The sequence below is a fragment of the Arthrobacter sp. Y3221087 genome (genome assembly GCF_059089905.1).
In genome coordinates, this window is the sequence record NZ_JBNHFE010000005.1 from 50,231 (window position 1) to 71,743 (window position 21,513).

Annotated in this window: 16 protein-coding genes and 1 pseudogene; 8 read left to right on the plus strand and 9 right to left on the minus strand. The window is 66.5% G+C overall.

Translation table 11 applies throughout. From position 1 onward, the window contains the following. Positions 1-23 precede the first annotated feature (23 nt). The gene (locus tag AC5RUO_RS15320; RefSeq protein ID WP_494011770.1) at positions 24-611 is read left to right on the plus strand and encodes a hypothetical protein; all 588 of its coding nucleotides are present in this window, start codon (positions 24-26) and stop codon (positions 609-611) included. Between the two features lie 175 nt (positions 612-786). Here AC5RUO_RS15320 and AC5RUO_RS15325 read toward each other — a convergent pair whose 3' ends face one another. Next, positions 787-1,377: a DM13 domain-containing protein gene (locus tag AC5RUO_RS15325; RefSeq protein WP_494103960.1), complete on the minus strand. Its 591-nt coding sequence runs from the start codon at positions 1,375-1,377 to the stop codon at positions 787-789. Positions 1,378-1,553: 176 nt separating this feature from the next. Here AC5RUO_RS15325 and AC5RUO_RS15330 point away from each other — a divergent pair, with 176 nt between their 5' ends. Continuing rightward, positions 1,554-3,455 (plus strand): HNH endonuclease signature motif containing protein, encoded by a 1,902-nt coding sequence (locus AC5RUO_RS15330; protein ID WP_494103961.1) that lies wholly within the window; start codon positions 1,554-1,556, stop codon positions 3,453-3,455. 134 nt (positions 3,456-3,589) lie between these two features. Here AC5RUO_RS15330 and AC5RUO_RS15335 read toward each other — a convergent pair whose 3' ends face one another. Next, the gene (locus AC5RUO_RS15335; protein ID WP_494011819.1) at positions 3,590-4,363 is read right to left on the minus strand and encodes a putative protein N(5)-glutamine methyltransferase; all 774 of its coding nucleotides are present in this window, start codon (positions 4,361-4,363) and stop codon (positions 3,590-3,592) included. Between the two features lie 276 nt (positions 4,364-4,639). Here AC5RUO_RS15335 and AC5RUO_RS15340 point away from each other — a divergent pair, with 276 nt between their 5' ends. Together AC5RUO_RS15340 and AC5RUO_RS15345 are read left to right on the plus strand one after the other, a co-directional pair. Beyond that, positions 4,640-5,686, plus strand: a complete 1,047-nt coding sequence (locus tag AC5RUO_RS15340) for a lactonase family protein (RefSeq protein WP_494011773.1) — start codon at positions 4,640-4,642, stop codon at positions 5,684-5,686. 188 nt (positions 5,687-5,874) lie between these two features. Continuing rightward, the gene (locus tag AC5RUO_RS15345) at positions 5,875-9,006 is read left to right on the plus strand and encodes an alpha-amylase family glycosyl hydrolase (RefSeq protein ID WP_494103962.1); all 3,132 of its coding nucleotides are present in this window, start codon (positions 5,875-5,877) and stop codon (positions 9,004-9,006) included. A gap of 74 nt (positions 9,007-9,080) precedes the next feature. Here AC5RUO_RS15345 and AC5RUO_RS15350 read toward each other — a convergent pair whose 3' ends face one another. Together AC5RUO_RS15350 and malQ are read right to left on the minus strand one after the other, a co-directional pair. Further along, complete coding sequence (locus AC5RUO_RS15350; protein WP_494011775.1) at positions 9,081-10,037, minus strand: SDR family oxidoreductase; 957 nt, start codon at positions 10,035-10,037, stop codon at positions 9,081-9,083. A gap of 20 nt (positions 10,038-10,057) precedes the next feature. Further along, positions 10,058-12,343: a 4-alpha-glucanotransferase gene (gene malQ, locus AC5RUO_RS15355; RefSeq protein ID WP_494103963.1), complete on the minus strand. Its 2,286-nt coding sequence runs from the start codon at positions 12,341-12,343 to the stop codon at positions 10,058-10,060. Positions 12,344-13,109: 766 nt separating this feature from the next. Between malQ and AC5RUO_RS15360 the strand changes: the two genes are divergently transcribed. Then, positions 13,110-14,156, plus strand: a complete 1,047-nt coding sequence (locus AC5RUO_RS15360; RefSeq protein ID WP_494011777.1) for an aldo/keto reductase — start codon at positions 13,110-13,112, stop codon at positions 14,154-14,156. 18 nt (positions 14,157-14,174) lie between these two features. Here AC5RUO_RS15360 and AC5RUO_RS15365 read toward each other — a convergent pair whose 3' ends face one another. Then, positions 14,175-14,474, minus strand: coding sequence for a hypothetical protein (locus AC5RUO_RS15365; RefSeq protein ID WP_494011778.1), 300 nt, complete (start codon positions 14,472-14,474; stop codon positions 14,175-14,177). 110 nt (positions 14,475-14,584) lie between these two features. On the opposite strand from AC5RUO_RS15365, the pseudogene AC5RUO_RS15370 reads away from it, so the two are divergent. Then, positions 14,585-14,758: pseudogene (locus tag AC5RUO_RS15370) on the plus strand (DUF3040 domain-containing protein); the annotation flags it as partial. Here the strand turns inward: AC5RUO_RS15370 and AC5RUO_RS15375 are convergent. Beyond that, positions 14,714-15,829 carry a DMT family transporter gene (locus AC5RUO_RS15375; RefSeq protein WP_494103964.1) on the minus strand — a complete coding sequence of 372 codons (1,116 nt, stop codon included), beginning with the start codon at positions 15,827-15,829 and terminating at the stop codon, positions 14,714-14,716. The pseudogene AC5RUO_RS15370 and the gene AC5RUO_RS15375 sit on opposite strands and share 45 nt — an antisense overlap. Beyond that, positions 15,826-16,422: a TetR/AcrR family transcriptional regulator gene (locus AC5RUO_RS15380; RefSeq protein ID WP_494011780.1), complete on the minus strand. Its 597-nt coding sequence runs from the start codon at positions 16,420-16,422 to the stop codon at positions 15,826-15,828. The genes AC5RUO_RS15375 and AC5RUO_RS15380 overlap by 4 nt, the downstream gene beginning before the upstream one ends. Positions 16,423-16,570: 148 nt before the next feature. Between AC5RUO_RS15380 and AC5RUO_RS15385 the strand changes: the two genes are divergently transcribed. After that, on the plus strand, positions 16,571-17,416 hold the full coding sequence (locus AC5RUO_RS15385; protein WP_494011820.1) for an SDR family NAD(P)-dependent oxidoreductase: 846 nt from the start codon (positions 16,571-16,573) through the stop codon (positions 17,414-17,416). 172 nt (positions 17,417-17,588) lie between these two features. Then, positions 17,589-17,888 (plus strand): DUF4193 domain-containing protein, encoded by a 300-nt coding sequence (locus tag AC5RUO_RS15390; protein WP_494011781.1) that lies wholly within the window; start codon positions 17,589-17,591, stop codon positions 17,886-17,888. Between the two features lie 139 nt (positions 17,889-18,027). Here the strand turns inward: AC5RUO_RS15390 and ppsA are convergent, their stop codons facing one another. Both ppsA and AC5RUO_RS15400 read right to left on the minus strand, forming a co-directional pair. Next, complete coding sequence (ppsA, locus tag AC5RUO_RS15395) at positions 18,028-20,427, minus strand: phosphoenolpyruvate synthase (RefSeq protein WP_494103965.1); 2,400 nt, start codon at positions 20,425-20,427, stop codon at positions 18,028-18,030. Between the two features lie 147 nt (positions 20,428-20,574). Beyond that, on the minus strand, positions 20,575-21,393 hold the full coding sequence (locus tag AC5RUO_RS15400) for a pyruvate, water dikinase regulatory protein (RefSeq protein WP_494011783.1): 819 nt from the start codon (positions 21,391-21,393) through the stop codon (positions 20,575-20,577). Positions 21,394-21,513 lie beyond the last annotated feature (120 nt).

The following is a 21,513-nucleotide window of genomic DNA, read 5'->3' on the forward strand; positions in this document are numbered from 1 at the left end:
TTCTCACGGAGCAGGAGTTCATCGTGAAAAACAAGCTTCTTTTGGGTATCGGAATTGCTACCGGGTACGTCCTTGGATCCCGGTCCGGGCGCGCTGCGTACGACAAACTCAAGGCACGCGCCGCAGGAATCTGGGACAGCAAGCCTGTCCAGGACAAGGTTCACGTTGCCACAGATGCCATCAAGGAAAAGGCACCGGAAGTGGCTGACCAGCTGACCGAGGCGGCACGCCGGGCGGGGACCGTGCTTGGCTCTGCAATGCATCGTGACGGTGCCTCCGGGTCCTCGGGCGACGGCAAGCCTGCAACGTCCGACGCCGGCACTTCCACGGTTACACCCGGCACCGGAACAGGCGCTGGCACCACAGGCACCGCCACCCCGGGCGGCTATGGAACCACGGGGACCGGAACTTCTTCCGGCACCACCGGAACGTCGGGCAACCTGGGCGCGACGGGAAACCCTAGTGCAGCAGGGGCAACCGGTGCAGCCGGAACGTCCGGAACCCTGAACGATGCGGGCGACCTCGGCGAGGACCACATCCCCGCGCACAGCACCCACCCGGAAACAACGAACCTGGGAACCACGTCCGATGAGGGTGGTTCGAAGGCCTGAAGTACTGTGCGTCAGATCATGACGCGGAAAGCACGCTTGACAAGGGGGCATTGACTTCCCTGTGCTACAACTGAAGCGCCATGCCGGCCGTCGCGATCCTTGGGGGACGCGGCGGCCGGCAGCTTTTTATGATTCCTGCGTTGCCGGGCCTTGGCAGAGACAGGCTTTCAGGGCGTCAGGTGACCAGGTCAGCGGCGCCGAAGGAAACGCTGAACTGCACGCACCAGAGGTCCACTGACTTGTACCGTGCAAGATCAACGTCAGCAGGAATGTCGTAGACCTGGTTGCCTTGATTTCCCTTGATCAGGCCCAGGTCGTAGTACTCGGCGGAACCTGCCGTAAACCAGCCGGCTGTGCCCTCCACCACTTTGGCAGCGCTCAGCCAGACGTGGACATCCGGGCCGTTCGACGTGTCCAGGTTCTCCAGGCTCAGCAGCCTCTTGCCATCGGGCTGTTCAACGATCCGGACAGTGCCTGTGGTGGTGTGTTCGTGACTGATGAGCGTGCCCACGGCTAGTTGCCGTGGCCCGGCAGGCGCCGCCGGAGGAGCCTGGGATTGGGCGGCGTCCCCGCCCGGAACGCCGGAGGGCGAAGGCTGCGGTGGGGTGGTCTGGCTGGCCACAATCGGAAGTTGCTCGTCCACCCGCACGTCCACGAAAAGCAGCCACGGCTTGAACACGACAAGCCCCACCACCAGAGCCCCGGCTGCCAGAACCGCCAGGATGACCTTCGATCGCCGGCCCAGCCGGCCGCGGTTTCTGCCCATGGCTCCATCGTCCGGGCATTAGCTAGCCAGTGCAATGACGCCACGGACCGTCTCGCCCACCATGATTTCTTGGCTTCCCACCGCCATTCCGAACGCCAGGCGACCCCTTTTAGCGGGTTTTCCACATAGCCTTTCGGGCTGGCTATTTTGTCGGTGGTCTTTGGCAGAGTTGTCCCATGGAGGCCATCGGGGAGCAGTTTGCAGAGTTCGGCAGCACTGCCGGTACTCTTCCGCGGGTTGTGCCGCGGGGCCGCCGCCCGTTTGATACGCACGACGCCGGCGCTCGGCCCGGGCGGCTGAGTCACCTTCCCGCCCGCCCGGCTCCCACTGACCACTCGGACTCAAGCGCGGCAGGCACCGGCGCGGCAGGCACGGGTGCGGCAGGTAGTGATTCGGTTACCCTCCCGGCTGAAGGCCCGCTGGGGCTGGCCGCGATCGGTGCACTGCTCGCGGCGGCGGCTGCCGCGGCACCCGAGTGCCTGACAGCCGCGGACTATGCAGAGGCGGCCCATTACGCGGCCCACATTGAAGAATTTTCCCGTCGTGTGGAGTCATTGCAAATCCAGTCCGCCGGTGCCGTGGACCGCACCCGCACCCAAGCCATCGCCGCCGCCGCCCGAACCAGCAGGGCCCGTGCCAGCGCGGCAACAACGGACCGGCCGGGCCGAGGCCGGATCACCGGCTGGGACGCTAACGGCGTCGAGACAGTGAATGAAACGGATGCCAACTGGCCCTCCCCCACCAGTCCCGTACCTGCCGCCGGGCATCAGGATCAGCAGGTGACGTCCACGTCCCCGGCCGACGATGGCTGCCGGAACACCGCCGAGTTCCTCAGGCTCAGGCTCCACATCCCTATCCGCGAAGCCCGCCGCCGCCTTGCCCTCGCCCACCAGGTCCTGCCTGCCAGCAGCCTCACCGGACAACCCGTCCCGCCGTTGCGCATCCACCTCGCCGCCGCCCTCGCTCCCACAGGCAGCGAAGCTGCAGCACCGGCCGTATCCTCACACGCCGCGACCATCATCACCGCCACCCTCGAGCGGCTCCAGCACCACACCACGCCGGAAACCCTCGAGCACATCGAACACCATCTCACCACCGCCGCCAGGACCGCGGACCCCGACTTCCTCGCCCGGCTGGCCCACCGCTGGGCCGACACCATCGACGCCGACGGTACCGAGCCCACAGAAGAAGCCCTTCGCCACACCCAGGGCGCATTCATCCGCAAGCCCCGCCACGGCCTTCATCACCTCGAAATATTCGCCACCACCGACCAATACGAATACATCGCCACCGTCATGAACACGGCCACCAACCCCCGCACTACCATCCACAACACCAGCACCAGCAGCGGCATCAGCACCGGCCAGCCAACGGAAAACCTCACGGGCAGCAGCCAGCCTCACGTCCCGGCAGACAACCCGGATGCCACCGTGGACCCTGACTTCAACCTGGACCGGCGCACGCGCCCCCAACAACAGCTCGACGGGCTTGTCTCCGCCGTCAAAGCAGGCCTGACCACAAACCAGCTGCCCATCACAGGCGGCAACCGCCCCCAGATCATCGCCACCATCAACTACCGGGACCTCTTCCCCGCCAGCACGGGCACCGGTGAGCAGGCGACGGCCGACCGCCCCGGAACCGGAAACTTCGCCTTCACAGGACCAGCCGCCGCCACCAGCCTGCGCAAAATCGCCTGCGACGCCGACATCATCCCGGCAGTCCTGGGCACCCACGGCGAAATCCTGCACCTCGGACGCAAAACACGTCTCTTCACCTCGGCCCAGCGCCTGGCGCTCACGGCCCGCGACCAAGGCTGCGCCTTCCCCAACTGCACCATCCCCGCGCCCTGGTGCGAAGCCCACCACATCACCTATTGGTCCCACGGCGGCGAAACCACAACCGACAACGGCGTCCTGCTCTGCAGCTACCACCACCACCTCATTCATAAAGAACAATGGACAATCGCCACCCCGCACGGCACCCCAACCTTCATCCCTCCGCCCCACATCGACCCCCACCAAAAGCCCCTGCAAAACCACTACTTCAAACCCCCACCGCTCCCCCACCCCCGGGAATGACCCGGCCCCTCCGGGCCGTCCCTCTGCCCGGGTGCGCCCCTCCCCTGCCTGTCCACTTCGCCCCGCCTGCCCACTTCGCGAACGGGTCCCCTGTTGCGGAGCCAGGTTCGCAACGGTGTCATATCAGGGCGGTGCTAGGTCGCTTTGGTCCCGATAACTACAGTGCCGTCCAGTTCTTCCGATCGAACAGTCCTGGCAGCAAGGCCAGCGGCCGCAACGATTGATGCCGTTCCTGCTGCCTGCTGCTCGCTGGTCTCAATGATCAGATGCCCTCCGTGACCAAGCCACCCGGGAGCGGAGGCAGCCACAAGGCGGTGGATGTCCAGCCCATCCGCCCCGCCGTCGAGGGAAAGGCGGGGTTCGTGAAGCCGGGCCTCCGGAGGCATGGTCCTGATGGCATCGCTGGGCACGTATGGGGCATTCGCTGCAAGCACGTGCACGCGGTCGCGGAGCGAAACGGGAAGGGCTTCAAACAGGTCTCCCTCGTGCACCTGGCCGCCCAGCGGCCCGACGTTCCGCCGGGCGCATTCCACTGCAGCGGGATCGAGATCCGCGGCGTGGAGTTCCAGGTTTGGGTATACAGCCAGCAGGGCGGCACCTACCGCCGCGGACCCGCAACAGAGATCCACCACGACACTGGATGCAGCGGTGCTGGACGGAGGATGGCCGGCGACGGCAAGCAGTTCCAACGCCACCTGGACAAGCAACTCGGTCCGGCGGCGGGGCACAAAGACGCCCGGTCCTACTTCGATCCGCCGGCCGGAGAACCCGGCCCAGCCCAGGACGTATTCAAGCGGGACACCGGCGCAGCGCCGCTCCACCCTACGGGCCAGTTCCTTAGGGCTGGAGGATTCGGCCACAAGGAGCCGGGCCTCCTCCTCAGCAAAAACGCAGCCGGCGCCCCGCAAGGCGGCGACAATTCCAGCAAGAGTCAGGGAAGCGGGAGGTGATTCAGGAGGAGCAGGAAACCATTCAGCAGGTGGCATGGGAACGCCCTTTCGGTGAGCCGGTGGTCACCCTGCACGCACAAGTCAGGCCAAGCGGCCCGGACAGCAGCACCAGGATGAACCCGAAACAGGTAACACGTTGATCGGACCCACCTCCTCCTGCCAAGACTGGAAATTCCATGCTAGCCGAGGCCGGGTCGCCATGGAGGGAAGCAAAATTCTTGGCAGGATGGAAGCATGACCTCCGCCACTAGCGACACCATCATCTGGACCGGCACCTACACACCGGACGGAGACGGCCGGGCCGAGGGCATCGGCGCCCTCCGCGCCCATGAGGACGGCAGCCTGGAGTGGCTGGGCACGGCCGTGCAGGCGCAGTCGCCGTCGTTCATTGCCGTGCACCCGACCCTTCCGGTCGTCTACGCGGTGGCTGAGCAGCGCAAGATGGTCCAGGCGTACCGCCGGACCGGCGCTTTTGGCCTGGAGCCGCTCGGCCCGCCGCAGCCCGCCGGTGAGGCCACCTGCCATGTGGCCGTCGACCGCCGGGGCCGCTTCGTTACCGCTGCCTGCTGGGGTGATGGCCAGGTCCTCCTGTATGAACTGGATTCCGACGGCGGCATGACCGGGCGGTTTGTGGCCGCGCCATCGACGGACCCGCATGCGAGTCTGTCCCCGGGCCAGCCCCGGCCAAGCCGGGCGCACGCCAGCCTGATGCTCCAGGACGGCCGAATCATGACCACCGATCTTGGCCATGACACCCTCCGTGTCTGGAACTACGTCCCGGGGACAGGGCTTGTTGCCGACCATGAGGTGGCACTGGCGTTCGGCAGCGGTCCCCGCCACTTGGTGCAGCATGCCAGCGGCAACGTCTTCGTCGTCTCTGAATACTCCGTTGAGGTCTTTATCGTCCGGCCTGAAGCCGGGACCTTTGAACTGGTGTTCCGCGGACCGGCTACATCCGGCGGCAGCCAGTCGGGGGACTCCGCGGCCGAGATCTGCCTGGGAAAGGACGGCGGCTACGCCTATGTAGGTGTCCGCGGCACCAACATCATCAGCACATTGGAGGTCGCCGGCGGCGGAACGGAACTCCTGCCGATCCACGACATGGGGAGCGGCGGCGACTGGCCGCGGCACCACCTGGTGAGGGACAACTGGCTCCACGTGGCCCATGAACGGTCGGACAACGTGGCCACGTTCGCCCTGGATCCTTCCACAGGGCTGCCGGGCCCCCTGCTCCATGACGTCCGGACGCCCTCACCCACAGCCCTCATCCTGGCTGGCTGAGACCTTTAGGCACAGTTCCCGGGGCCCACAACGGGCATTACCCAAACGCTGGAGTTATTTGGTGCAAGCGCTTACAGTTGTGACGTGGTTCACAGGGTGATGCTGCCCTGTGAACCTGCATCATGCAGCACGCCCTGCCTCCGGCAAACCTGTACAGCAGCGCCGCTACACCAGGAAGGTCTCACCCCTTGACATCCCGCACCGCCAACAGCGCCTTGTCGCGCGCCAGAACCACCAGGCAGAAACGATCACCACAAACAGGAACGGTTCCGTGCACCGTCCGGACGGCGGGCTTCCGCTCCGCGGCGGGACTGCTTGCAGCAGCCATTACCGTATCCGCAGCAATCCTTCCCGCAGCCGCCGCACCGGGCACCAAAGAGGGTCCAAAGAACCCGGGAGCGTCATCGGCCCTCCACTCGCTCCGGGCCCCGGTCACCGACGAGAACTTCTATTTCGTCATGGCCGACCGCTTCAGCAACGGCAGCACCTCCAACGACCAGGGCGGGCTTGGCCCCGATCCCATGGTCTCAGGCTTCGATCCGGCCAGGAAGGGGTTCTACAACGGCGGCGACCTGGCCGGGCTCCTCAACAAGATCGACTACATCCAGGGACTCGGCACCACGTCCATCTGGCTCACCCCCAGCTTCAAGAACAAGGCCGTCCAGCCCGAAGATAAGTCCGCGGGCTACCACGGCTACTGGATTACCGACTTCACCCAGATCGATCCGCACCTTGGCACCAACGACGAACTCAAGGCCCTCATCGACGCTGCCCACGCCCGCGGCATGAAGGTTTACTTCGATATCATCACCAACCACACTGCGGACGTCATCGGCTACCAGGAAGGTGCGCGCAAGGGCTACGTCTCCAAGGATGCAGTCCCTTACAGGACGGCGGACAGCCAGGAATTCGATGACCGCGACTACGCCGGCACAGGCGGCTTCCCGGACCTGGACGCCGCCACCTCCTTTCCCTACGTGCCCGTCCTGGACGAGGACGAAAAGGACCTGAAGGTTCCGGCCTGGCTGAACGACCCCACCCTGTACCACAACCGCGGCGACACCACCTTCGTGGGTGAGGACGCCTACTACGGGGATTTCTTCGGCCTTGATGATCTCTTCACCGAGCATCCCACGGTGGTGGAGGGCATGAAGGACATCTACAAGACGTGGATCGGCGACTTCGGCGTGGACGGTTTTCGGATCGACACCATGAAGCACGTCAACAACGAGTTTTGGCAGGAATTCGGCCCGGACGTCCTCACCTACGCGAAGGAACAGGGCAAGGAAGAATTCTTCATGTTCGGCGAGGTCTTCGACACCACCAAGAGCTTCACCTCGCAATTCACCACCCGCAACCAGATGCAGGCCGTACTGGACTTCCCGTTCCAGGACGCAGCCCGCAACTTCGCCTCTAAGAGCCAGGACACCCGGAACCTGGCGACGTTCTTTGCGGGCGATGACTGGTACACGGACGCCGACTCCAACGTCTATCAACTGCCCACGTTCCTGGGGAATCACGATATGGGCCGCATTGGCAGCTTCATCGCCGCCGACAACCCGGGCTCGGGCGACGCCGAGCAGGTTGCCCGCGACCAACTTGCCCACGAGCTGATGTACTTCTCCCGCGGCAACCCCGTGATTTACTACGGCGACGAGCAGGGCTTCACAGGCCCCGGCGGAGACCAGGACGCGCGGCAGACCCTGTTCGCGAGCAAGGTGCCGGAATACCTGGACGATGACCTGCTGGGAACTGATGCCACCCATGCGGAGGACAACTTCAACACCGGACACCCGCTGTACGCGAAGATCAGCGAACTGGCGGCACTGACCAGGGAGCACCCCGCCCTCCGCGACGGTGCTCACCAGCACCGCCACGCGTCCGAGGGCGCAGGCATCTACGCTTTCTCCCGCACAGACGCGGAAGACCAGCGGGAATACGTTGTGGCGCTGAACAACAGTGAGCAGCCGCAAACTGCCGAGGTTCCTACCTATATCGCCAAGCGCAACTACACCCGCATCTACGGCGATGCGGCAGCTGAAGCCAAGACGTCGGAGGACGGGAAGCTTACCGTCACCGTCCCGCCGTTGTCCGCCGTGGTCTACCAGTCCTCGGGCCGCATCCCGCACTCGAAGGCCGCGCCCGCCGTCGTGCTTCAGGAACCTGCGGCGGCACCCGGTGACAATGGCCGCCTTAACGTGACGGCCGACGTCGCCGGTTCCTCGTTCTACGAGGTCACCTTCGAAGCGAAGACAGCGGGCGGCACCTGGGAACCGATCGGCACTGATGACACTGCTCCCTACCAGGTATTCCATGACGTCGCGGCCTTGGACGCCGGCACCGCGGTGGAGTACCGCGCCACCGTCCTGGACAATGGCGGCCACACCGCGACCAGCCAGGCGCTCCCGGCCAGCGTCCCGGCACCCGTTCTCACGCTGCAGAAACCCGAAGAAGGCAGCAGCGTTAAGGGCATGGTGGAACTCAGCGCCACAGCCGATCCTGAGAAAGCCAGCCACACTGTCTCGTTTGAGCGCAGCGTGGCGGGCGGCGAGTGGACGGCCGTCGGGTCTGATGATTCTTCGCCGGTGTACTCCGCGACGGACGATGTCTCCAGCCTGGCGGACGGCACCGAGGTGAAGTACCGCGCTTCGATGAGCGGCCCCGGCTTCACTGTCGCCAGCGAGGTGCGCACAGTCACTGTGGGCGAGGCCCCGCAGCCTGACTCAGTCACCGTTGCCGGCTCCCTGAACCAGGCGATGGGCTGCCCCGAAGCCTGGCAGCCTTCCTGCAGCCAGGCCATGATGACCCTGGACCCGGCAGACAACATCTGGCGCCTGACGGTGGATTTGCCGGCAGGCAAGTACGAGTACAAGGCGGCGTTGAACGGCGGCTGGGATGAAAACTACGGTGACGGCGGCCAATTCAACGGCCCGAACCTCGTTCTGGACCACCCCGGCGGGCCGGTGACGTTCCGCTACGACAACGGGACCCACGTCCTCAGCGCGGTCTACGCCTCCCAGCAGCCCGGAGCAGTGGCCGCTGCCGGCAGCATGAACAGCGAGCTTGGCTGTGCCGCCGACTGGGAGCCGGCCTGTGACCAGGCCCAGCTGGTGCTGGACCCGGCAGACCTGGTGTGGAAGCTAAGCGTTCCGGACCTGCCCGCCGGAAGCTACGAGTTCAAGGCGGCGCTGAACCGTTCCTGGGACATCAGCTACGGGGCGGGCGGCGCCTCCCCTGGGGCCAACATCGCCTTTGAGCACGACGGCGGCCCGGTCACCTTCCGCTATGACCACTTCAACCACGTGATCACGGCGGGTTAGCGGCCCGTCAGTCAGGAGGGCCCCTTGCCTTGTTCCCAAGTTTGGGACGGGCGAGGGGCCCTTCCCGTTCCCGGTCAGCCCTTGACGGGGTGCCCCAGGATGCCGATGAGCCGGCGGACGCCGTCTTCGGCTGCTGGTGGCGGCCCGAAGACCTCAGCCTGCCGCTTGGTGTCGGCGACATAGCGCCCGGTCTGGAACCAGGCGATCATGGCCGCGAGGTCCTTCACCATGGGATTGAAGCGGCCCACTACCAATCCCGCCGCCTTCAGGACCGGCATGGGGACGGAGCGGACCTTGATGGGTTTGCCTGCCAGCCGCCCCGCGATCTCTGCGACGTCCTGCATGCCGAGCGGACGGTCCCAGCCGATGTCGATCCGCTGCCCGTCAATGCCGGGAGCGTCCACGGCTTCTGCCAGGTAGCCGGCGAGGTCCGGGGTCAGCACGAACGTGGTGGGGATGCGGGGCGAGCCCATCCACATGAGCTTGCCCTTGGCGATCGGGTCCCCGCCGAACCGGGTGACCTGGTCCAGGAAGGCGCCGGGCCGCAACGCGACGAAGGGAACACCAAGCTGCTCGAGCCTGTCCTCCATGAGCTTCTTGTGCCAGAAGTGCGGGACCTCCGGAGTCTGGTCGCAGGTGAGGATACTGGTGAGGACGAACCGGCGGACACCCGCGCGGCGTGCGGCCCCGGCGAGGTTGGAGTTGCCTCTCGTGTCGATATCGGGCGTATCCCCCTTGGAATGCCTGGTGTAGCCGGCGGCCGAGGTCACCACTGCATCCACGCCGGCCATGGCCCGGTCAAGCGAGTCCGGGTCCATCATGTCGCCCCGGGCTATGTCAGCGCCGGCTGCCTCCAGCCTGGACGCATCCGAACCTGGCCGGACCAGGGCGCGCACCTGTTTCCCCCGCCTCAGCAGCTCAGTGGCCACCTGGCTCCCCAGGAAGCCTGTGCCGCCAACCACCAGCGTGGGCCCACGCCCGTCGGGGTCCCTGGCCGTGCTTGCGCGGTCGGGGAACGGGTGGGGATTCATGGCGCCCTCCTCAGGGTTGTTCAGCCGTGCAGAGCCTCCTCCACCGCCGCGAGCAGGCTGTTGAACCGCGCGTTCGCGGGGAGGTCATCAAGGAAAACAGGACTGCCGTCCGGCCCGCCCAGCGGAACCTGCCAGTTCGGGTAGAGTGCCTCGGTAGTTCCGGGTTGGTTCTGCACGCGCCGCTCCCCTACCGCGTCCACAAGGGCCACGCCCAGCAGGACGGACGGAGTCTGCGTGAGCAGCAGGTGCAGCGCCTCGATGGTGCGCTCCTCGGAACCGGATGATCCTGCCACAGTGCCACCGGAACCGGCGGCCGCACCCTCCGGAAGGTAGCCCCGTTCCCGCAGCATTGCGAGCATCTTTTCCAGGGACGCGTTGTGCTCGGCCCGTTCTTCGGCTTCGGAGCGTTCCAGCAGGCCCAGCCTGCTCCGCAGGGCCACATGGTCGCCGGAAAGGTAGCCGGCGGTGGGCGGAAGGTCGTGGGTATTCACGCTGGCAAGTGCCTGCGTACGGTACTTTTCCGGCGCAAGGGGCGAGTCGCCGTCGTACTCAAACCAAAGGATGGACGTGCCCATGATGCCGCGCGCGGCCAGGTAGTCCCGCACCCAGGGTTCGAAGGTGCCGAGGTCCTCGCCGATCACCACGGCGCCGGCGCGGTGCGCTTCAAGGGCGAGGATGCCGATCAGTGCCTCGTGGTCGTAGCGGACGTAGGCGCCGTCGCCGGGCGCGTTGCCCACCGGGATCCACCAGAGCCGGAACAGGCCGAGGATGTGGTCCACGCGGATGCCGCCGGCGTGCCGCAGCACGGTGGCGAGCATGTTGCGGAAGGGCTGGTAGCCGGCTTCGGCAAGTCTGACGGGGTGCCATGGCGGCTGGCCCCAATCCTGGCCCTGCTGGTTGTACATGTCCGGTGGCGCGCCCACGCTGGTTGCAGGCGCCAGCACGTTCCGGAGAGTCCAGGCGTCGGCACTGCTGTGGTCCACTCCGACGGCCAGGTCGTGGACCACGCCCAGCCGCATGCCTGCCCTCAGCGCGGCCTGCTGGGCATTCTCCAGCTGCTCGTCGCAGATCCACTGCAGCCAGCGGTGGAACCCGATGCGGTCAGCCAGCTTCTCCCGGAGGGCTTCCGCTTCCGGCGAGCCCAGGGCGGTGGTTGGGTCCTTCCAGAGCGGGTCGTCCGGGGCAAGGTCCTCGCGAATGGCGGACCAGAGGGCGAAATCGTCGAGTCCGCTGCCGGAAATCCGGCAAAACTCGTCGAACGCTGCCTGCCGGGCCGGCGATCGGCGGGTGTGGTACAGCAGTTCCAGTGCTTGCAGCTTGGCGGCGTAGACGGAGTTCCGGTCCAGCCGTTCACCGTCCTTGTTGAGTCCGGCCACTTCCTCATGCAGTTTTTCCAGCTGGGCACGTCTGCGCGGCTTCAGGTAGGCCAGCTCCGGAACGGCCTCGATCCGGATGTACAGCGGGTTGAAGAACCGCCGGGTGGACGGCGAGTAGGGCGAAGGCTGCACCGGCGGAACCGGCTCCGCCGCGTGCAGCGGGTTGACCAGCACGTAGTCGGCGCCGCGGGCGCCGCTCAGCGCGGCAAGGTCGGCCAAATCCGAGAAGTCGCCGATCCCCCAAGACCGCTTGGACCGGACGGAATACAGCTGGGTTGCCAGGCCCCAGCCGCGGCGCTTCTCCAGTTCCTTTGCCGTCTCCAGCCGGGCAGGGGCCACCACAAGAGCGGCGGAAGCGGTGGTGCCTTCAGATTCGGCCACGAGCGTGTGCCAGCCCAGCGGCAGGTCCTGCGGGAGCGTGAAGGTTGCCCGGCCCACCGACACTCCGTCCACGTCCCGGGGCTCCACCCGGACGTCCTGCTGCTCCGCCTCCCGCGTCCCAGCCCCGCCTTCCAGCGTGATGGCCAGGCTGGCAGCCGCTCCTTCCCGCACATGCACCTGGACCTGCGCCGGCTCGCCCTGCTGGACTACGACGGCGGGTGGCAGCATCCGCCGCCACGGCGCCAGTTCCGCGTCCGCCAGGGCCTCCTGGATGTGCTGGTTGGTGTGGGCCTCGACGCCCAAGGCAGCCAGAACCTTGATGAGTGTTTCCTCGGCCACCGAGTGCGGCAGCCCGTCCCAGCCCTGGAATGAGGTTCCCACCCCGTGGGCATCGGCCAACTGCTGGAGCAGGTGGGGGTCCACGCGTTCACTTGTAGCGGACCCTCCGGCAGCACTTTCCCGGGCTGATTCCCCGGCAGCCGGAGCGAGGCCGGGTGGATCGGCCGGCGTCGCTGGCCGTGGTGCGTGCTGCTGGTCTGAAGCCGTCATGCGTGTCCGCCTCGTCTGGTGTGAAGGGATCGAACTTACAGTGCTGCCTGTTGTACCGGGCGTTCGCACCCCCGTACACAACCGTTGGTTCAGATTATTGCAGGGCGGGGCAGAGGCGAAATGCGGACGGTGTCAACACGTCCCGCATCCCGGCCTTACGGCTCGAAGTGCGTGTTGCGCCGGGCTGGTCGGCAAAAAGGTTCAATGCGGCGCTCTGCTTTTCGTCCGGGGCAAGGGGGACGCCCCAGCACGCTGTGGCAGGCGTTCTCCCCCAGGACATTCCGGTACTCGGGCCAGCGGGTGTCGGTCTCCCCATTGGGCAGGACAACGAAACACATGCTCTCCAGGGCAGTGAGGCACGGCCCCTGGCGCAGGTCCTGTTCAAGCGCGTTTAGTTCCCTGCCCGATCCCTGCTGCCGCCACCGTGGTGCTGCGCTTGCGCCGCCGAAGGTCACGCCGCACTCAATGTGCGTGCCGGTAGACTCACTCAGCGTCGCGGCCGCCACCGTGGACAGCTCCGTGAGGAAGCTGCCGATAAATCAAGTCGCACAGCTTCACGAACTGCTCGTCTTTGCTGGGGGTGGCCAGCCCCCAAGGTATGCGAGATCGCGGGCTGGTGCGCGCGCCACAAAACGTCATCCGGCCCCCTGCGTTACTTCGTGCGTCGAAAAGCGAAGGACTAAGGCAGGCATCTTCGGGCAGCCGGCGGATCTGGGTAGCCTCGTGACGGGCCAAGGGCAAACAGGGCAACGGGAGGAGACCGGGGATGAGCCTCAGCGAACTGCGGATTTTCGGGCGGTCGGGAACCCCCGTCAGCGCGCTCACACTGGGCACCATGAACTTCGGTGAAGGGACCGGCGGGCCATCCGGGGCTCCCACCGGTGCCGAGGAAAGCATCCGGATCATCCACGCCGCATTGGACGCAGGTATCACGGCCATCGACACCGCCGACGTCTATTCCCAGGGCCAGTCCGAGCAGGTGGTGGGCCGGGCCCTGCGCGGACGCCGCGACGATGTTTTCCTCGCCACCAAGTTCCACGGGCAGATGAGCGCCAACCCCGCCCACTCCGGCAACTCCCGCCGCTGGATCACCCAGGCAGTGGAAGGCAGCCTGCGCCGGCTGCAGACGGACCGCATCGACCTCTACCAGGCGCACCGGCCCGACTACAACACCGACGTCCTGGAAACCATCACCACCCTTAATGACCTGATCCGGCAGGGCAAGATCCTCTACTACGGCACCTCCGTCTTCACGCCCGCACAACTGGTGGAGGCGCAGTGGCTGGCCACCACCAACCATCTGATCCCACCGCTGGGGAACCAGGTGCCGTACTCGATGCTGGTACGCGGCAATGAGCGGGACGTGCTGCCCATCGCGCAGCAGTACGGGCTGGGTGTCCTTGCCTATGGACCGCTGGCCGGCGGCTGGCTGTCCGGCAGCTTCGTCCTGGAATCCGGCCGGCCGGCCACCCGCGTGCACTCCCTGCCCGGGAGGTACGACATCTCCGGCCCCTCCAGTGAGCGGAAGCTGCTCGCGGCGGACGCCCTGGCCCGGCTGGCCGACAAGCTGGAGCTCCCGCTGGTGGACCTCGCCGTCGGCTTTGCCCTGGCCCATCCGGCCATCAGCAGCGTGATCATTGGCCCGCGCAACGAGGAGCACCTGTACGCCTACCTGCGCGCCGCGGGCATCCGGCTGGGTGAAGACGTGCTGGACGCCATCGATGACATCGTCCCGCCCGGCACCAATTTCGTGGAGCGGGACGCGGGCGCCATTGTCCCGTCCATCGAGTTTGCGGAATTACGACGGCGATAGCCGGCTCCGTGCGGGCACCTACCTTTGCCGCCGGGAGCGGCGCAGGGCGAACCGGTAGCCTGCCCAGAACGCCAGAAGGAGCAGTCCGGCCAGGATCAGTGCATAACCAAGTCTGGCCGTGCCGTCCATGAAAACCAGGTTGTTCGACGAAAAGGGCTCGTTCGCCAGCGGCGCGTAGGCAAACCAGCCCACGTCCTGCCGCGGGGCCCGCACTACTAACGTCCCGGTCACGCCGCTGGCCACGGCGACCAGCGGCACCATAAACCTCCGCCAATTCCGTCCGCCGGAGCGGCCACTGCTGTTCTCCCCCAAAGCCATGCCTTCACCCTAGCGCCACGCGGCCGGGCAGGTCTTGACTAAGTGAGACAAGGCTCCTACGGTCAGTAGCGATACCCGCGTCTCATGGAATCCAGGGGCATGAAATGCCAATGTCCGAAGAGGAGCGGAGGCTGCTTCACGAGCTGGAATTGCGGCTGATCGCTGACGATCCCCACCTGGCCATGGAACTGCTCTCCGGCTATCCCGCCCGCCGCGTCCCGGCCAGGCTCTTCGCCGGCTCAGTCGCGTGCCTGCCCGGACTTGTCCTCCTCCTGGTGGGAATCGGCAGCCAGGCGGCGGCCGCCGTCGTCCTCGGCCTTTTGCTGCTGGGCGCGGGGGCCTTCGTGTTCCTGGACCGGCCCTTCCCAGGCAGGGGCCGGCGGCGGGAACAGCCCACCGGCTAGGGCGGGTTCCCTTTGGCGCCGAGGGTTGCGCGGCGTGCGCGGCGTCAGGATGAACAGGCTCGCCAGGACGACGGCGGCGCCAAGCCAGCCGAGTGCCGGTAGCCGCTCTCCCACCACCAGCACGGCCAGGACGGCGGCCACCACTGTCTCCAGCAGGGAAATGCTGGTGGCGGTGCTGGCGTGCAGCCGGGCCAATCCCCAGCCGAACAGGACGTAGCCGGCGAACATCGGAACCAGCGCCATGTAGGCCCCCACGGAGAAGGTGGTCCACGATTGCAGCAGCGGGGCGCCCGTCAGGGCTAGTACCGGCATCAGCAGCACCCCTCCAAGCCCGAACACCGCTCCCATTGCCGCCCTGGAGGAGATCCCGCCGCCGATCAGCCGGTGCGCGGCCCAGGAATACAAGGCATAGGTGCCGCCTGCTACCAGGCCCAGGAGGATGCCTGCCGCCGACGCTGCGGAAGCTGCGCCTTCCTGGCCGGGCCCGGGGCCTGCAGGCCCGTGGCCCGCGAAGGACAACAGGGCCGCGCCGCCCATTCCCAGCAGCGCACTGGCAATCCACCGCCGGGTCAGCGGCTTGCGGTCCGCGAACCGCTCCACCAGGGCTGCAGCCACCGGGGCCGAGCCGATGGAAACGACAGTTCCGATGGCTACGCCGGCCAGACGCATGGAACTGTAGAAAGCAAGTGGATAGACGGCAACCGCTGCTGCAGCCAGGAGCACCAGCTGCCACCTTTGCACCAGCCCGCCCCGCTGGGCCGCAATGGATCGGGCGGCATACAGCGCCTGCAGCAGGCCGCCGATCCCCATGGCCACGGCACCGATGGCGAGCGGGCTGACGGACGGCGCGAAGGTGGCGGCGGTTCCGGTGGTGCCCCAGAGGACTGAAGCGGCCGCTACGAACAGGGCTCCCCACAGTGGTGCGTCGGCAGTCGGGAATTTTGCCGTCACAGGTCCTCCAGCATCCGGGCAGCAATGAGCCTCGCATCCCTGAGCCGGGCATCCCCCCCTTCGAGCCCTGCCCTCGCCATGGACCCCTCCAGGAGGAAGGAGAGGTGGCGTGCCAGCCCTGCGGCGCGCTCGTCCTCTCCGGGCAGCAGCTCGAGTACATGCGCCTCCAGCAGTTGCTCGACCTGTTCCTTGTGCCGCCGCACCGCCTCCCGGCCTGCGTCCCCGGCCGGGAGTTCCGCTGCGGCATTCAGGAGCCCGCAGCCCCGGAACCCGTGCACATAGGCTGCATTGGCATGGTCGAGGTAGGCATCGAAGATGGCCAGGACCCGTTCCTGGGGATTCCCGGCGTTTTCCAGCCCGCGGCGGTACAGCTCCAGCCATTCCGCGTGCCGGGCTTCCAGGTACGCCGCCACCAGGTCGGCCTTGGAGGCGAAGTTGTTGTAGAGGCTTTTCTTCGCCACCCCCGCTTCCGAGGTGATGGTGTCAATGCCCGTGGCGGCCACCCCTTTGGCATAGAACAACCGGGCGGCGGCGTCCAGCAGCAGCTGGCGCGCGGGGCGCCGGGGCGGAACGGAAACATCCGGTGCAGGCATGCACACTCCTCGAAGCAGTGGTAGGTAGACGAGCCTACCTACCACCGCAACGCTCAGGCGAATGGGGCCCTTACCCGCTATGGCCTCGGCCGGCGATCCGTGCTGGGATTGGGGTAGGAAGCGTCAGGAGGCGGTAGCCGTGGCATCGATGGATGGCCGGATTGCACTGGTCACGGGAGCAACGGGAGGCTTGGCCAAGGCGGTTGCCGCCGGCCTCGCCCGGGAAGGCGCCGCCGTCGTCGTGATTGGCCGGAACTACGCCCGCGCGGAAGAGGCGGTGGCGGATATCCGGGCGCGTGTCCCGGCGGCCAGGCTGGAGCCCCTTGCCTGTGACGTGTCCCTGCAATCGTCGGTCCAGGCGGCGGCGGACCAGGTCCGAGCCCGCTACGGGCAGCTCGATGTGCTGGTGAACGCGGCCGGCGTCTTCCGGAAGGAACGCCATGTAACAGCGGAGGGGCTTGAGCTGACGTTTGCCACCAACGTCATGTCCTACTTCCTGTTCAGCAACCTCCTCCTGGAACCCCTGAAAAAGGCCGCGGCCGTGGCAGGATCGGCACGGATCGTGAACGTGGCCTCCAGGTATGGCAACTCTCGCCTGGCCTTCGACGACCTGCAGACCGCCAAGGGCAAATACAGCTACCTGCGCTCCACGCCGCCCACCATGCTGGCCCGCGTCCTCCTTACCCAGGAGCTCGCAGAGCGCCTGCGCGGCAGCGGAGTCGCGGCCAACGCGGTCCACCCCGGGTTGGTCAGGAACACTGGGCTGCTGCAGGACGTGGGCGGGCCGTTCCGGTGGGTCACCAACAGGTTCGGGAAAACGGCGGAGCAGGCCGCGGACACGGCCCTCTGGCTGGCAACGGGAGCGGAGACTGCCGCTGTCACCGGCAAGCTCTGGGCACAGCGGAAAGAACTGCCCACCCCGGGAATGGGCTCGGACCCGGAAGCCAGGCACCGGCTTTGGGCCGAATGCTCGCGATTGGCCGGATGGGCCTGAGCAACCGTCGAAAGAAGTTTCCCGTCCCTCCTTGAGCCTGTGGCGGGAAGTCCGCATTGCCCGCATAATGGCGTACCGGGAATTTCCCGGCCGGGAATAACTGCGGGCCAGCCAGGGTTTCCGCTCTGTTCAGAACAATCGGGCAATAGAAGCCGTACAGGAGAACGCATCAATGGCAGTTGACTACGACGCTCCGCGGGTGACTCCGGAAGAAGAACCGAACGTCGCCCTGGAGGAGCTGAAGACTGAGAAGCCGGGACGGCGGGAGGCTGCCCCGGACGTTGACGAGTCGGACCTCGCGGACAGCTTTGAGCTCCCGGGCGCCGACCTGTCCAACGAGGAGCTGCTGATCCAGGTGGTCCCTGTGCAGCAGGACGAATTCACCTGCATGTCCTGCTTCCTGGTCCACCACCGCAGCCAGCTGGCACGGGAAAAGGACGGCAAGAAGTACTGCAAGGAGTGCGAGGGGTAAAAGGGGTCGGAGGCCGGCCAGGTTTCGGGTCAACCATCGGGGCCGTGGTCCTGCCAGCCGCCGACACCAACGGGCTGGCCAGGACCTTGCGGTCCCGGTCAGCCCGCCGGCGTGCGGATCACTGTCCTTCGAGTTCGGGTCAGCCCACTGCGGTGAGCTCGGCCGCCGTCGTTCCTGTCAGCCGGAGCCAGGTGTCCACCACGGTGTCCGGGTTCAGGGAGACAGAGCTGATGCCCTCCGCCACGAGCCACTCGGCAAAATCCGCGTGGTCGCTGGGTCCTTGGCCGCAGATGCCCACATACTTGCCGCGGGCGTTGCAGGCGCTGATGGCCATGCTGAGGAGCTTCTTGACCGCGGGGTCCCGCTCATCGAAGCCGCCGGACACGATCCCGGAGTCCCGGTCCAGGCCCAGGGTCAGCTGGGTCATGTCATTGGATCCGATGGAGAACCCGTCGAAGTAGTCCAGGAACTCGTCGGCGAGCAGGGCGTTGGACGGCAGCTCGCACATCATGATCACTTCCAGGCCGTTCTCGCCGCGCTTGAGCCCGTTTTCAGCGAGCAGCTCGATGACGCCGCTGGCCTCGTCCAGGGTCCTCACAAACGGGATCATGAGCTTGACGTTGGTCAGCCCCATCTCATTGCGGACGTAGGCCAGGGCCTCGCACTCCAGGTCGAAGCAGTCGCGGAATGACGGGTCCAGGTACCGCGAGGCGCCACGGAAACCGATCATCGGGTTCTCTTCGTGCGGCTCGTAGGCCGGGCCGCCGATGAGGTTGGCGTACTCGTTGGACTTGAAGTCGGACATGCGCACGATGACCGGCTCCGGGGCGAAGGCCGCGGCGATGATGGACACGCCCTCGGCCAGGCGCTTGATGTAGTAGTCGCGGGGGCTGCCGTACGCGGCGATCCGCTCGCTGATTTCGGCCTTGATGTCCGCCGGCTGCTCGTCCAGGTTCAGCAGCGCCTTGGGGTGGACCCCGATCTGGCGGTTGATGATGAACTCCAACCGTGCCAGACCCACACCCTGGTTCGGCAGCTGCGCGAACGTGAACGCCTGCTCCGGCGTGCCCACGTTCATCATGACCTTGACCGGGGCCTCCGGCAGTTCCGCAATCTCGGTTTCCTCGGCGGTGAAGTCAAGGATCCCCTCGTAGATCACGCCGGTTTCGCCGTCCGCACAGGACACGGTGACGGCCGGGACGTCGGCGAGGATTTCCGTGGCGTTCCCGGTGCCCACCACCGCAGGGATGCCCAGTTCGCGGGCGATGATGGCCGCGTGGCACGTGCGTCCGCCGCGGTTGGTCACGATCGCTGCGGCACGCTTCATGATCGGTTCCCAGTCGGGATCGGTCATGTCCGCCACCAGCACGTCGCCGGTCTTGAACCCGGCCATCTGCTCAATGCCGGTGAGGATGCGGACGTTGCCGGCGCCGATGCGCTGGCCGATGGCGCGTCCCTCGGCCAGCACGCGGCTGGTCCCGTTGAGGCGGAAGCGGCTGAGGCTGCCGGCGGCGCGGCGGGACTGCACGGTCTCCGGTCGGGCCTGCAGGATATACAGGCCGCCGTCCACGCCGTCCTTGCCCCATTCGATGTCCATGGGGCGGCCGTAGTGCTTCTCGATGGCGACGGCGTAGCGGGCGAGCTGCTCCACGTCGTCGTCATTGAGGCTGAACCGGTTCCGCAGGGATTCCTCAACCGGCACGAAGTCCACCGTGCGGCCCACCTCGCGGCTGGTGGTGTAGGTCATCTGGAGGGCCTTTTCGCCCAGGCCCCGCTTCAGGATCGCGGGCCGCCCGGCTTCCAGCGCGGGCTTGAAGACGTAGAACTCGTCGGGGTTGACGGCGCCCTGGACCACAGCCTCACCGAGGCCGTAGGAGGACGTGACGAAGACGGCGTCGCGGAAGCCGGATTCCGTGTCCATGGTGAACATGACGCCGGAGGCCCCGACGTCGGAGCGAACCATGCGCTGGATGCCGGCCGAGAGTGCCACATCGGCGTGCTCGAACTTGTGGTGGACGCGGTAGGCGATGGCCCTGTCGTTGTAGAGCGAGGCGAACACGTCCTTGATGGCCACCAGGATGTTCTCGATGCCGCGGACGTTCAGGAAGGTTTCCTGCTGGCCGGCAAAGGACGCGTCCGGAAGGTCTTCGGCGGTGGCGCTGGAACGGACGGCCCAGGACAGGTCGTCGGAGCCGCCGTGCTTGTCCACCAGCTGCTGGTAGAAGTCCCGGACCTGCGCTTCGAAACCGGGGAGGAAGGGCGTCTTGCGGATCAGCTCCCGGATGTCGTGGCCGGCCGCGGCCAGGGCGGTGACATCGTCGGTGTCCAGCCCAACCAGCCGGTCGGCGATCGTCTGGTCCAGGCCGGAGTCCGCAAGGAAGGTGCGGTAGGCATCCGCGGTGGTGGCAAACCCGTCCGGGACCTGGACCCCGGCTGAACTCAGGTTCTGGACCAGTTCCCCGAGGGAGGCGTTCTTTCCGCCCACCCGGTCGAGGTCCTTCAGTCCGAGCTCTGAGAACCAGAGGATGTCTTGTGTCATGTCGCTGCTCCTTCGCAGTTAATGGCAGTGGTTACCCGTCGCCGTGTGGCTTTTGCTGCCTTATGGGCGCAAATCCTGTCCACCGTGACAGGTCTTGGCGGCTCTTTCCATATGATTTGCACCACATGGCGGGAGGCGCGGCCCTTCCTAGTGCTTGAGGTTCATCCGTTGCAGGATGGTTGCCGCCATCTCCTCCACCGATACTGTGGCCGAATTCAGGAACGGAATCCTGTGCGCCATGTACAGTTGCTCGGCGCTGCGCAGTTCATAGCCGCACTGCCGCAGCGAAGCGTAGGGCGAGCCACTGCGCCGCTCGGTGCGGATCTGGCTCAGGCGCAACGGGTTGGAAGACAGGCCGAAACACTTCGACACAAACGGCCTTAGCGGCTTGGGCAGGCCTTCCCGTTCAAAGTCCTCGTCCACCAGCGGAAAGTTCGCGGCGAAGATACCGTGCTGCAGGGCCAGGTACATAGTGGTGGGGGTCTTGCCGCAGCGGGAGGGGGCAACCAGGATCACCTGGGCCTTTTCGAGGGCACGCAGGCTCTGCCCGTCGTCGTGTTCCATGGCGTATTCGACGGCGGCCATCCGCGACTGGTAGCGGGCTGCATTGCCCAGTCCGTGCGCGCGCCCGGGTTCCCCGCTCGCCGGGGTGCCGAGGGCAGCCTCCAGTTGCGGGACGTGGGCTCCGATCAGGTCCACCACCGCGGCTTTGCACGTCTCCAGGATGGAGCGGATCTCGCTGCTGACCGCCGTCGAGAAAACGAGCGGCCGCAGGCCTGCGTCGGCAACGCTGTCAATGGTTGTCACCACGGCCTTCGCCTGCTCGGCCGTGGTGATAAAGGGGACGGTGATGCGGTCGAAGTTGCTGCCCGGGAACTGCGTCAGCAGGGTGTTTCCGAGCGTTTCCGCAGTGATGCCCGTGCTGTCCGAGAGGAAGTAGACGGGGCGTGGAGCGTCATTGGTCATGGACAGATTCTCCATGACGACGGCGGCGGCCCCGTGCTCCGGGGGCAGGATGACGCGTTAGAAAAATTCACAAACCTGCAGCCATCCCCAACCCGTCCCGCTACGAAGTCCTGTCAGGAA